15 protein-coding genes are annotated in these 12,725 nt (G+C 42.4%); 4 read left to right on the forward strand and 11 right to left on the reverse strand.

What is annotated here, in order from left to right:
- Window positions 1-38 precede the first annotated feature (38 nt).
- From ABEQ74_RS26275 to ABEQ74_RS26300, 6 genes are all read right to left on the reverse strand, one after another.
- Window positions 39-857, reverse strand: coding sequence for a hypothetical protein (locus tag ABEQ74_RS26275; protein ID WP_430125183.1), 819 nt, complete (start codon window positions 855-857; stop codon window positions 39-41).
- A 463-nt stretch (window positions 858-1,320) separates the two neighbouring features.
- Window positions 1,321-1,470 (reverse strand): hypothetical protein, encoded by a 150-nt coding sequence (locus tag ABEQ74_RS26280; RefSeq protein ID WP_430125184.1) that lies wholly within the window; start codon window positions 1,468-1,470, stop codon window positions 1,321-1,323.
- Between the two features lie 847 nt (window positions 1,471-2,317).
- Window positions 2,318-2,974, reverse strand: a complete 657-nt coding sequence (locus ABEQ74_RS26285) for an SGNH/GDSL hydrolase family protein (RefSeq protein ID WP_430125185.1) — start codon at window positions 2,972-2,974, stop codon at window positions 2,318-2,320.
- Window positions 2,975-3,067: 93 nt separating this feature from the next.
- On the reverse strand, window positions 3,068-3,673 hold the full coding sequence (locus tag ABEQ74_RS26290; RefSeq protein WP_430125186.1) for a pentapeptide repeat-containing protein: 606 nt from the start codon (window positions 3,671-3,673) through the stop codon (window positions 3,068-3,070).
- A 235-nt stretch (window positions 3,674-3,908) separates the two neighbouring features.
- Entirely contained in the window at window positions 3,909-4,103 is a 195-nt protein-coding gene (locus ABEQ74_RS26295) for a hypothetical protein (RefSeq protein ID WP_430125187.1), read from the reverse strand.
- The gene (locus ABEQ74_RS26300; protein ID WP_430125188.1) at window positions 4,087-4,506 is read right to left on the reverse strand and encodes a MerR family transcriptional regulator; all 420 of its coding nucleotides are present in this window, start codon (window positions 4,504-4,506) and stop codon (window positions 4,087-4,089) included. The genes ABEQ74_RS26295 and ABEQ74_RS26300 overlap by 17 nt, the downstream gene beginning before the upstream one ends.
- Before the next feature lie 351 nt (window positions 4,507-4,857).
- Here ABEQ74_RS26300 and ABEQ74_RS26305 point away from each other — a divergent pair, with 351 nt between their 5' ends.
- Window positions 4,858-5,814: a cation diffusion facilitator family transporter gene (locus ABEQ74_RS26305; protein WP_430125189.1), complete on the forward strand. Its 957-nt coding sequence runs from the start codon at window positions 4,858-4,860 to the stop codon at window positions 5,812-5,814.
- A 77-nt stretch (window positions 5,815-5,891) separates the two neighbouring features.
- On the opposite strand, the gene ABEQ74_RS26310 is transcribed toward ABEQ74_RS26305, so the two are convergent.
- From ABEQ74_RS26310 to ABEQ74_RS26320, 3 genes are read right to left on the reverse strand one after another with little or no spacing between them, the layout of a single operon-like run.
- Window positions 5,892-6,272, reverse strand: coding sequence for a c-type cytochrome (locus ABEQ74_RS26310; RefSeq protein ID WP_430125190.1), 381 nt, complete (start codon window positions 6,270-6,272; stop codon window positions 5,892-5,894).
- A 30-nt stretch (window positions 6,273-6,302) separates the two neighbouring features.
- On the reverse strand, window positions 6,303-8,018 hold the full coding sequence (locus ABEQ74_RS26315; RefSeq protein ID WP_430125191.1) for a GMC family oxidoreductase: 1,716 nt from the start codon (window positions 8,016-8,018) through the stop codon (window positions 6,303-6,305).
- A 26-nt stretch (window positions 8,019-8,044) separates the two neighbouring features.
- Entirely contained in the window at window positions 8,045-8,809 is a 765-nt protein-coding gene (locus ABEQ74_RS26320) for a gluconate 2-dehydrogenase subunit 3 family protein (protein ID WP_430125192.1), read from the reverse strand.
- Window positions 8,810-8,932: 123 nt separating this feature from the next.
- On the opposite strand from ABEQ74_RS26320, the gene ABEQ74_RS26325 reads away from it, so the two are divergent.
- Genes ABEQ74_RS26325 through tatC form a run of 3 tightly spaced genes read left to right on the forward strand, consistent with a single transcriptional unit; the run spans window position 8,933 to window position 10,557 of the window.
- A complete protein-coding gene (locus ABEQ74_RS26325) occupies window positions 8,933-9,619 on the forward strand; it encodes a hypothetical protein (protein WP_430125193.1) in 687 nt (228 codons plus the stop codon).
- A 21-nt stretch (window positions 9,620-9,640) separates the two neighbouring features.
- Window positions 9,641-9,826: a twin-arginine translocase TatA/TatE family subunit gene (tatA, locus tag ABEQ74_RS26330; RefSeq protein ID WP_053493573.1), complete on the forward strand. Its 186-nt coding sequence runs from the start codon at window positions 9,641-9,643 to the stop codon at window positions 9,824-9,826.
- Window positions 9,826-10,557: a twin-arginine translocase subunit TatC gene (tatC, locus tag ABEQ74_RS26335; protein ID WP_430125265.1), complete on the forward strand. Its 732-nt coding sequence runs from the start codon at window positions 9,826-9,828 to the stop codon at window positions 10,555-10,557. Before tatA ends, tatC begins: the two co-directional genes overlap by 1 nt.
- Window positions 10,558-10,669: 112 nt before the next feature.
- Here the strand turns inward: tatC and ABEQ74_RS26340 are convergent, their stop codons facing one another.
- Together ABEQ74_RS26340 and ric are read right to left on the reverse strand one after the other, a co-directional pair.
- Window positions 10,670-11,797 carry a DUF1835 domain-containing protein gene (locus ABEQ74_RS26340; RefSeq protein WP_430125194.1) on the reverse strand — a complete coding sequence of 376 codons (1,128 nt, stop codon included), beginning with the start codon at window positions 11,795-11,797 and terminating at the stop codon, window positions 10,670-10,672.
- A gap of 104 nt (window positions 11,798-11,901) precedes the next feature.
- Window positions 11,902-12,600 (reverse strand): iron-sulfur cluster repair di-iron protein, encoded by a 699-nt coding sequence (ric, locus tag ABEQ74_RS26345; RefSeq protein WP_430125195.1) that lies wholly within the window; start codon window positions 12,598-12,600, stop codon window positions 11,902-11,904.
- Between the last annotated feature and the right edge of the window lie 125 nt (window positions 12,601-12,725).

Here is a 12,725-nt window from a genome sequence, read left to right on the forward strand (position 1 = left end):
AATTAAAAGAATGTTCCCAAGTTTAAAACTTGGTTTGATTACTTAATTATCTTATCCCATGAATTCGAAGCTACTTCAATATAGTCGATTTTATCCTTGTTTATATGGTAATGCTTAACTGAGCTTGATAAGACTTCATCTACACTAGCTATGATGAATTTGTTGTCAGCTGATTGGAAAACATATACATTCTTAATTTGTTCACCACTGCTTAATCTAATATTTTTTCTATGCTTGGTTTGGAATATACCATTAGTAATTTTATTAATTGGATGCATATATGCTTTTCTTAATAAGAAAAACATAAAAAAGGCAAATCCTAAATACAAATATATATTTAACTTATTTTTTTGAGTAGCTTCGATTAGGATAAGTACCGGGTCTGTTTGATTCAACTTATAATATGTATTTAAATTATCTATCAGCATTGAAATTGATTGTTTATAGAACCATATAACTAAAAATGAATGTCCTAAGATCAACAGGTATACAAAATACTTATAAAACCTCTGTCCCAAGAAACGAATAACTACTTTATTAACGGCTATCTGAAACCTATTGTGTTTAAAATCGGAATAACTAAATGCTAGAATAGTACTAAACAATAAACAAAACAAATTGATAAGCATCAGAGCAGGGTTAATGATTCCTACTTGATGTACGTAAGTTAATACTATAGTTACTATTACAAAAAGAATGATTTCATTAATTAGCATTCGCAATGTTTTTAATCGCCCTGATTCCATCAACTTCTCTGGCTCCGACATTTTTATGAAATGTATTCCAATTACTATCATGAAAACAATAGTAACTATTGTTGTTAATTCAGGTATATTAAGATACTTTAGTAATTCCATACAAATCTTCTCCTCTTATTACAAAATAAATTGGAAGCAACGAAGTATTTTTTATAAGTGCTCTTTCAGTCATATTTTTCGTTCAGATAGAACTTAGCTCTATCCTTAATGTTGCTGAGCATGCTTCCAATATTATTTTCAACTGGTTCAAAGAGGTAATTATCTGATACCATGTATACAGTCTTGAATCCCACCAATGTGGATCAGATCACCTACCCCACTAAATTTTCAGTTCATCAACATTATTTCGTTTGAAAATTAGCAAAGAATTGAATAAAAAGGGATAGCTACTAGCTCCCCACTAGTTTGTTTTATATCACAATTTTTAATGTGTTATTATATGTTGCATCGAATGCATCTGCAATGTCTCGTAAAGGAAACAGATTATTGTGCCGGCTTATTTGGTGAAATCAATTTTTTGTCATTAACATATACTATTAAAGAAGATTCCGGATATTGAGGTTTAGTTTCTTTGGGTTTTACTGGTGTAGTATTTTTGTCCAACATGTATACCACCATTTGAATCTATTCTCCCTGGATTAGCTAACATACTTGTTACACTAGTAAGAAGAAGCAGAGATAATGCGGTAGTAACAAGTGCCTTTTTGTTCATTTTAAGCTCTCTCCTACTGGTTCTATTTTCCTATGCATCATAACATACAATATATGATAAATAAATACATTACTTCCATCAAAAGATTCTTATGTTAGGAATACCTTATTCAAATTTATCTGATAAACAAATCTTGTGTTTTTATCTGCATCTAACTTTAGTTATATTTCTCTTTGCATACAAGTGAATTTTTAAAATAGTGAAGTTACAAAAATAGGCTTTCGATTGCAATGCGGTAGTTAGATAGATGAAGATTAACAATATAGAAAGACAGTGTTAAACTGTCCATTAACTGTATAAGAGCATCGAATCACTTCTATCGGCTGCTTTCTTGCTTTTCATTTTGCTATCAGCTTAATGAAATAACGGGGAGAAAAGACTAGATACTTCTTACCTAATCGGTAATGTACCACGTTTTATCCTCACAACTACTTTTTGTTAAAGTCCGTCAGTATATATTGAAGACTTTGATTGAAGGCAGGCACAACCCGACCAAGATTCCCATTTTGATTAATGCATGAGAGCCCAACTTTTAAAGTAAATGAGTATCTCATCTAGATTCGATGTTCCACCTACACCATGAAATATTCCATCTCTTACAATACACTCGCTCGGACCATGAAGATCGAAGATCACGGATTATGAATCAATACCTACTAATGGTGTTTATTGAGGTTCTAACTAAATGTGCTTATTGTTTAGATAATCATCTATTCCGTAATGGGACTATATTCTTGTCCATTTTGAAAAGCCGTCCATTCTGAAGAAGAACTTGTGCCTATTAAAAAAAGCCGCTAAAACAGCGACTTTAATGGTACCATGTTCTTGTCTCTCGGCATAATTCCATTTAACAAATAGCCCATGAACTATTCTGAACGACGTTCAACCATTCTCGAGCTATCAAGCTATGACCAGCTGTTGTTGGATGGATACCATCCCATATCCAATAATCGGGACCTGATCGTGCAGATGCGTGGTCAAATGCCGCTTGCAATGGAACAAATAACGTATCGTACTCCTGAGCCAGCTGCTGAATCACCAGACTATATTCATCCAACCTTTGACGCCACTCTTCCCAGTTTAGGGTTCTCGCTCCTGTCTTTAGCACGAACGGCTCACATAATACGAGTCCAGTCTCAGGCAACACTTCTTTCGTTTCCTCCAGAATGTGGCGATAGGCTCTTTCGAATCTGTCGGTAGCTCCACTTGGCGACCCATCAATGATCCGCCCGGCATCGTTTGCCCTTGCCAGGATGCTGATTAAATCCGGACGTAAACTAATTGCATCCTCATTCCACCGCGCGTACATATCAGAGACACGGTTACCACTTATCCCTCTATTGATGAATTGCGGCTGAGTTCCCGCTAATTCATATCCCAGCTCAGCCGCAATCAGATAAACATAACCATGTCCATGGATGTGGTTAGGATCTTGGTCTCTCCCCCGATTCCCATCTGTTATGGAGTCGCCTTGGAACAGTATCGTTTGCCTTGTCTTTGTCATCCTCTTCACTTCACCTTTCTGTATGGGCTATTTGCAGTCGTCCATTCATGATGCCAATCCAACGCTGCTAATTCTATATTGTTAACCTTTATGCTAATCGACCTTGGCACCGTGAGAAAGCGAAAATAACACGGACTGCTCTTTATCCATTCTCATTCCCTTAATCGTAAATGTTGTAAAATCTACACCTTTCATATCTGCCCCTCGAATGTCAGCATTCTGCAATTTTGCATTCGCCATGATTGCCATAGTTAAATCACAATCTCTTAAATCGGCTTTTTCCAGATTAGCACCTGACAGATCTGCTTCATGAAATTTCACGTTACGTAAATCTTGCTTAACTAATCTGGAGTGTCTCAAATTCGTATAGGACCAATCCCCTTGCGAAATCGTGATTCCATCCATATTCGATCCGGAAAAATCAGATCCTGTCATTTTACAATCTTCAAATTTTGCTACAAAAAGATTGGCGCTGTTAAAGCTGCAATTCACAAACGCTGATTCTGTATGAATAGAACCGTTCAACATGGCTCCGCGAAAATCACATTCTATAAAATGGCAGTTGTTGGATGTAATCTCTTCGAGTGATCCGTTAGTAAACGAGCACTGATTAAATGTACAGCTAATTAGCTCTCCATACCTTAAATCTTGTGTGCTAAAGTTGACTCCTTCATAATTCTGATTGCTATATTGAAACATGAGTTGCCTCCTATGTATGGTTAAAAACCTTGAGTGTTATGGCTTGTCATGAAATATAGGAAGCCATACTCTCTTAATATAGCACACGGCTGTCAAGTACCCGCCTGAACAGAACAAAAAAGTCAAGCATCAAATATGAACAGAAACAGCGTCTTTTTTCGCGCTACAAATGGATTTCTATATTTTCATATACACGAAACTGCCGATATGTGCCGGCAGCTCCGCCATTCATTCTTTAAGCTTTTTTCTCTTCATACTTGCTGATGTTTACTACCTTCCCATCCATCCAGATTGACGGTGTCATGAATTGTCCCTCTTCAATATGGTGAATCGTAATCTCACATTTCGAACATGCATGTTCTTGAACCAACTTGACGAGGGATTGACTGTAACTGCTCCCGTCAGAGTACACATCAATTTTCTTGCTCATGGGCTTCTCCTCCTTTAGTAATCGTGAGGAGGACCGGGCATGACATATGTGATTCGTTCGTTTGACCCACGGTGCGAATTAGAAGAACTTTCATCTGCTCCAGTTGCTTGATCTTATTCTCGATATCCTTGATCTTCTCCTCTGCATGTTGACGAAGCTCTGCTTCCGGCCATGCTTTTCCCGTACGCAGACTCATTAGATAACGGATCTCTTCCAAAGAGAACCCAATTCCTTGTGCCTGCCGTATCCATCGGATATGTTCAATATCCGATGTGGTGTACAGCCGATAACCGGCTTTGTTCCGTGGAGGCTCCGCAATTAATCCGCGCCGCTCATAATACCTTATGGTTTCAAGATGAACGCCTGCCCGCTTTGCCAGTTCTCCGATCGTTATATAAGTCAAACACCGCTCCTCCCTCCACTCATGATCTTACACCCCGTACTAAGGTATAGGGTCAAGAGGAAACTCATGAGTCCATACACCTCAACCCGCAATGGATACTTATTTAGACAGGTTTTAACATTTTCGATATCATCCCAATCGTCCGTTATATGCAATAATTCTACTTAATAACCTACATTCCTTCATGTTCAAGACCGTTTACCTGATGAGACATTCTCCAACCCTCATTCATAATTTCGTATCATTTAAGAAATTATAGGTTTAGATGGATTGACAAACCAAGAACTAATATTTATCATGAGTATATGAGCAGTTGTTCAAATACAAATATGTAATGTGGAGGGTTTCCATATGTCTGAGCATAACCACAGCCATGATCATGGCCATACCAAGAACAAGAGAATATTGTTTATTTCATTTTCCATTATCACATTGTATATGATCGTTGAAGCTTTCGGAGGATTTATTACCAATAGTTTAGCTCTGTTATCCGATGCAGGTCATATGCTGTCTGATTCAATCTCCTTGGGGATCGCCATTCTGGCTTTCAAGTTTGGAGAGAAAGCAATAAACCACGGCAAGACCTACGGTTATAAACGTTTCGAAATACTCGCCGCAACATTTAACGGACTCACATTAATCGCGATTTCGCTGTACATTTTTTATGAAGCTGTCATCCGTTTTGCGAATCCTCCTGAAGTTGCAACGACCGGTATGCTAATCATCAGCATTATTGGCTTACTTATTAATATCCTTGTCGCCTGGATTATGATGCGAGGCGGTGATACCCATAGCAATCTGAATATGCGCGGCGCTTTTATTCATGTCATAAGTGATATGCTGGGCTCTGTAGGGGCTATCGCTGCGGCATTGTTGATGATGTTTTTTGGCTGGGGTTGGGCGGATCCTCTCGCAAGCGTCATCGTCGCAGTGCTTGTATTACGGAGTGGTTACTATGTGACCAAGGCGTCCCTGCACGTTCTGATGGAAGGAGCACCATCGCATATTGATCTGCAAGATCTTATTCAATCTATTCAAAAAGTAGATGGTGTCGAAGGAATTCATGATGTGCATATCTGGTCCATCACAAGTAACTTCAATGCTCTCTCTGCGCATATCGTAGTTGATGGGAATAAAACCATCTATGAATCCGAACTTTTACAACAAAAAATTGAGCATATGCTGGAGCATAAAGAAATTCAACATGTAACTCTTCAAATTGAATCAGAAAAGCATCTCCACGACCAATCCTTATTATGCTCAATTAAAGGGGGTACCTCTGACATTCACTCGCATCATCACCATTAATTGAATGTGCTTCTAAGGCCAAATCACTATCAAAAGGGTCATCCCATCATTCGGGATGACCCTTGCATTTGGTTCCTTTATTTTTTGGCGGCCAACCATTCGGACAATGTTGTGATTTCAGCATCTGTCAGCTTGCCCTGGAATGACGGCATCCCGTTTCTACCGTTCGTGATAATACCTGCGATTTGGCTGGCGTCATATTTCGATCCTACCTTCTGCAGATTCGGGAAGCTTCCGCCCCCTGACAAATCCGTCGCGTGACAAGCCATACAGTTCGCATTGTATAGCGATGTAGCTTCTGTCGCGTTGCCACCCGTTTCTCCCTCGTTTCCTGCTGGCGCCTCGTTTCCTGAAGGGGCCGGGGCTGGCTCGGAAGTTTTATTACCCCCTCCGCATGCCGAGACCACCATGACAAAAGCCGCGAGCAGCATCATAATCAGCAAACTCTTTTTGATCATTTTGTTACCTCCTGTTGTGAATTAATTAGGCTACACTAATAACTTACCCTTTTTGCTGTATTCGACTATCCCCTCTGCAGCTCGATATGCAAGGGCGCCGATAGTCCCTGTCGGGTTATATCCGCTATTATGCGGAAACGCGGATGCTCCGATGACAAACAGGTTTTCCATATCCCACATTTGCATGTGGTTGTTAATCGCTGAATTCCCGGGATTTTCCCCCATAATGACCCCACCAGTATTATGCGTGGACTGGTAAGTCGTAATTTCGTAAGGCCCCAATTCCTTTAACTTCAAAATGTTCTGGCCGCCCATTTCCTTCACTATATCTCCGCAGCGGTCGGACAGATATCTTGCTAGTTCACGATCCTGATCTTCAAAGTCAAAGGTGATGCGAATCAATGGATCGCCGAACTGATCCTTGTAAGTAGGATCCAAATCCAGATAGTGATGACGAAATGGCATGGATGATCCTTGTGAACCAACCGAGAGCACACTGTTCGCATACTTTAAGGATTTCGCTTTAAAATCTTTACCCCAGAGTGGTGTCCCTTCCGGAACCGGATTGTTCTGGATCGGTCTTTGCCCTGTTACGGTGTGGGCGATATTCCCCCCATGGATAAACTTCAAATCTGAGTGATCGAAATTATCCCCATTGTAGTCGTCCAGGCTAATTCCCAGGCTTCCAGCGCCGGCATACAAGTTGAATTTTTGATCTTCAAAAAATCCGGCCGCGGTCCCTTTAATAACCTGATAAGCGTAGTTCTTTCCGATCACACCTGTTCCACTGGCCGAGTCGTACGGCTTGCCGATTTTGGAGAGCAGCATCAACCTTGTATTGTTGAACACATACCCTGTCGAGACGACAATATCTGCAGGTTGTTCGATCTCCTCACCTGTCGTAAGATCCGTGTACATAACCCCAGTGGCTTTGCCACCTTTATGAAGGATTCTCCTTACATAGGAAAGGGTACGGATTTCAAACTTACCGGTTTTCTTTGCAACAGGAATGACGGTAACGACCGGATCGGCTTTCGCCCCATATTCACAACCAAACCGTTCACAGTACCCACAGTATTGGCATGCAGCTCGCGATATTCCATCGGGATTCGTATAGTTCTCCGACAGATTAGCCGAGGGCAACGTATATGGGTGAAGTTTGAGCTTACTCGCAGCCTCCGAGAACATCTTCATGGATGGCGTGTGCTTCATGGGCGGAGTCGGATAAGCATTCGAACGCTTGCCTGCCATAGGATTCTCTTCACCCGAGATTCCCGCAGTCTTCTCAAACTTATCGAAGAACGGTTCAAGCTCTTCGTAGGTAATGCCCCAATCCTGGATCGTCATACCTGGGGGTATTTTATCTTTCCCATATCGATCTATTGTCATGCTCCGTATTTTGAAATCATATGGCAGGAAGCGAAAAGTCTGTCCATTCCAATGGACACCCGCACCTCCAAGCCCCTCACCTAACAGAAAAGAACCATACGACCTCATCGGCAGCGCGCGTACTTTCTCATTACTTCGAAACGTGATCGTTTCTTTAGATAGATCCTGCATTAAATCATACCGCAGCGCATAACGCAGCTCGTCATGGGCCATGTAATAGTCTTCAGTCACACGTTCCCTACCTCGCTCCAGCCCGACAACAGAGAGTCCTTTTTTAGTCAGTTCCGAAGCGATAATACCGCCTGCCCAGCCGACACCTATGATCACAACATCCGTTTTCGGCAATTTTTTTGCCATGTTGATACCCCTCTCGATCCTTGGTTTTATAGATGATCCCTTAGACTTTTCGGCTGCATAACCTTGAACTTCTGCTCAATGACATTCGTGTAAGACATTTGGTTGCCCGGGTATTCCCGCATGACCCATCCCTTCATGTCTTTGTTTCCGCCGTACAGCGGGTCACTGTAGACTCCTTCTAAGGTACTGCTGCGGAGCAGATTGAAAAAACCACTTGCGGAAATCGTCGTTAATTTTACTTCATCTTTCTGGAATGCAGTCAGGACGGCGTCCTGCTCCTCGGGCGTCAGACTTGGGAAGTCCTTCTTATACTTGGTTTGGCTGTAATTCTGCAATTCACGGAGCCCAATATAAAAGATTTCTCTTCTTCTGAGACGCCCCTGGTAACCTTGCGTCTTCTCACCGACATAGAAAGGCGGCTGCATGTAATCTCTGGCATTGAAACCCCAATCTCCAGCCAACTGGTGGTCGATGAAAAAAGGAACACCCAGCTCTTTTGCTCCAGGCCCATTGTCATCCGCAGGAAAAATCCGCTCAACGGCGGCTTGCGTGATCATATATTGTTCCTGGTTGAAGAACATCAAGGCTTCATTAAAGTTTTTGTTTTCATTTGGTTTAGGCGCAGGCTGGGCAGCGGGTTGTTTTTTTGCCTTTGGCAGCAAATAACCAAGTACACCGCCTAACACGACGCCTCCTACGGCATAACCAGAGTTAGTCAGAAATTTCCGCCTCGACATAGCTTGCCCTTGATCGGATTTCGATGGTTTAGATTGTTGTTCTTGCTCACTCAAGCTGGAGACCTCCTACTCTTCTTCATGTATTGGATAATGGGTATTGTCCCCATGAAAATTCCATTCATACATTATTCTCCATCCGGGCATGATAACTATACCAAGATGATGGAGGCGAATGTTATGAATCAATTGTGGGGCAGTTGGAAAGGTCTCTTGTTGGGCTCGTCCCTGCTTCTTGCTCTAACGGCTTGTTCCAATCAAGCAGCAGACAACCAGCAAAAAAAGGGTCAATCCGTGAAAAAAAACAATGTCGAATCGGCGCGACTTCATGATTCTTCGGTGATTCCGAACTATCATGGACCCAAAACGCAAACGACCAATGTCCATGGAAAAACGACGAGTGGAATGGGCATGTCCGTGTACAGTATGATTGGTTCCTCCAATCTGCACGAAGGTGGTATCTCCTCGCATATTCGATCCAGACTTGCAAGTGCGGGTATTGAAGGAGTCCAAGCTTTTGTACTCAACGACACGGTAATTCTTGCCAGGGCAGAATCACATGTTTCATCGAATCGGTACGACGAAATGCAGCAGAAGGTTCTGAACCAGAATTATGGTTTATCAGGCAAGGGTGAGCCTGATCAAGGCGTAAGCGGTGCTAAGTCAGTGGATGGCGATAGTTTGTCACAAGCTAAAGAACAGGTGAAGAAGATGTTTAATGAGGAGATTCATATTCTCACGGTAACCAATCCGCAAGCACCTGTAATCATTGAACGAATCACAACGAAACTGCACAAATCGCCGAAGGACAGCTCGATCGCCAAGGATATAACCGAGCTGCTGCAAATGGCATCCAATAACAAATAACTGGCTGAAGGAGATGATTTTATGCCTTTCGGAAACATAGGCGTAACGGGGCTGATTCTGATATTGTTAATCGCATTAATTATATTCGGTCCCTCTAAACTTCCCGAGCTCGGTCGTGCATTCGGCCGAACACTTGCCGAGTTCAAAAACTCAACGCGGGAACTGGTAACCAGTGATGATGCAAGCGATGGAGATAAATTGAAATGATGGATCAGCAACAACCGGAGCAATATCTTACGGAGCACTTGACGGAGCTTCGCAAGCGGATTCTCATCACATTGGGCACCTTTTTGGTTGCCCTTTGTGCTGCTTTTCTATATGTAGAACCGCTGTACCAAAGGTTGACCCGGGATGTTGATGGCCAGCTGCAGCTCCTCGGACCAACCGACGTCATATGGGTATATTTCATGATTGCTGGTGTGATTGCCATTGCCGTAACGATGCCTATTGCCGGATTTCAGGTATGGCGGTTCGTTGCACCCGGTTTAAGCACGCTTGAACGACGCATCTCACTTGCCTATATTCCGGCGATCGGGATTCTGTTTATTATGGGACTCGCTTTCGGCTATTTCGTTATATATCCCATGGTACTTTCATTCCTGAACTCGCTGTCGGACAATTTCATCACCGCCTATACGGCAGAGAAGTACTTTCGCTTCATGATCCATATGACAGTTCCGTTTGGCGTGTTGTTCGAGATGCCTGTGGTCATCATGTTCCTAACCTCGCTTGGCATTCTGAATCCAATCCGTCTTGCTAAAATGCGGAAGATTGCCTATATGCTGCTCACAATTACAGCCGTTACGATTACGCCGCCGGACATCGTATCAGACATTCTTGTAATCGTGCCGCTGTTTCTCTTATACGAGATCAGCATTGGACTGTCGCGGATCGTGTACAACAAGAGGATCGCGAAGCTGGAGTTACTCAGTGAGTAGATGCCCAGAGGGGAACAGCGATTACAATAGTAAACTAAAAACAGCGCGCAACGATTACTCATCGATGCGCGCTGACTATATTTATGTTGATTTTTCTATTTGCTCCTATAACTTAACGTTTCTTTGGAATCTGGTTCAATTCATAATGAACATTAGACATACGAACAGAAAACTGGTGCAACAAATTAGGTATTCCTTTAAATACAAGGAGGCCATCATTGACCAACGTCCAGATTCGGTTGACCATGTAAGAATAACTTATAAGTTGCTGAGAATTTTCCATGACTCTCTCCACGACTTCCCCTGCCCTGACGAACTCATCAGCATCCAAGCCTGCCTGGAGTTCAATAACTGATTGTATAATAACTTCATCCAGTTGATTCTCATCACAACCTACGATTCTCCCCTGTACCCACAGGCGGAGAACATGGTCTTGGCCTGCTAACTCTGTCCATTCAGAGACAAACTGCTTTCTCTGATTAGCATCCAGAAGAACACCATTGTCATAGTTTCTGACGATATCCAAATAATTATCGTATTCGATTGACGATTGAGCAAACGGAGCTTTTCCCTTCTCTCCGTATGATCCTGTCTCTTGAAATATCTTTGTCAAGTTAACTATATGCACGGGTGCTTTCCGTTCTCTCAATAAAAACATTGCGAAGCGAAGTCCTGTTTGATCGTGTGCATTATCCGCACACCAAATCACAACCGACTTGTTCTCTTGAATATTCTTTAACTTTTCAATCATAGGCATGATTTGATGCTCTTGATTGGCAAGACTTGCATGGAAGGAATCTCTGTCATGTTCCATTAACCACATTTGCCGTTGATGTTGTCCTTCCGTTGTGTGCAAATCTGCAATGGGGCCGATTGAGAAAAGATCATTAAAAGCTAATACTATATTTTCCTCCCGTTTTCCAAGCCTGCTTAGCGCTACTTTCAGTGAACCCGCATTTGAAAGACTGAACACGATATGGACGTGGGTTTGAAGTTCCTCGGCTCGTATCTGCTGTTTGTAAACGGACTCGATCTCCTCTACTAGCAGCCGATACATTCTATTCGCAACTTGCCTTTCTTCCCAATCTTCTCCTGTAGTAAGATGCATTGTTCTTTGGAGCAGACGATGTAGGACTAACGCATTTCCCCTGTCTCCGATCTCATTTAATCTCCTGTAAAGCTTATCGATGCGAATACCTCCCATACCTATAGCAATATTAAAACTAACTATAATCATCATTTATCTTTCAGGCTGTACCTGTTATTTTAACCCAAGCATCGATTACATTCTAACCAGTAAAAACAAGAAGCCCTTCCTCTAACGAGGAAAGGCTTCTATTTTAGTTAAACCGCTGCACGAATCCTTTCGAACAACACGTTGTTTTCAAGATGGATATGCTCGAAGGTGTCCTTTTCAATCATCGCGAGCCGTTGATATACCAGTCGATACGTACCGCAAGCATCTGCCGGCAATTCATAATCCGTTGTTACATTGCGTAACTCTTGAAGGATCCGGCCAGCTTGAGCATGCTCCTGCACCAATTCAGACACATGAGGCTTAAGCTGCTCAGCAGTTTGAGGATTCGGATCTGCAACGAACTTTAAGATAAGCGGAAATACTTGATCGTCCTCGTCTTGTGTATGATCCAGAAGCTCTTGTTTCAATCCAGAAAAAAGCTTCTGCACCTCGAGAAGCTCTGGACGGCGGTCGCCGTGGACACGGGCCAATTTTGTCACATACGGGGTTAGAGCTGGTAGCTCTTCCCGCAAGAAAGCATGGTGTTTCTCCTGAATATATTCAATCAGTTCCACTTCATTCAGTGACGATGGACGACTCTCAAGGTAATCTGCAAACTTATCCTCAAGGGATTGCACTTGCTTCAATACGGCTGCAGGTTCCAATTGACGCTGTTTAGCGGCCTCTTCCAATGGGACCTGTCCTCCGCAACAAAAATCAATCCGAAGTGATCGGAATATATCCGCAGTCTGTGGAACGGCTGTTACGATATCGGATACAAGAGTCTGAAGTGTAAATGAACTCATAATGAAACCTCCTCTATAATGAATCGATTTGTGATTAATTTCACTTCTTATGACTCAAGTATATGAAACTTCTTCCGTCACCACTGTGATTACAGTCATACCGAAATGCAACACTCTGTGAATTC

This window comes from Paenibacillus solani (assembly GCF_050475945.1).
Taxonomy (GTDB): domain Bacteria; phylum Bacillota; class Bacilli; order Paenibacillales; family Paenibacillaceae; genus Paenibacillus_AQ; species Paenibacillus_AQ solani_A.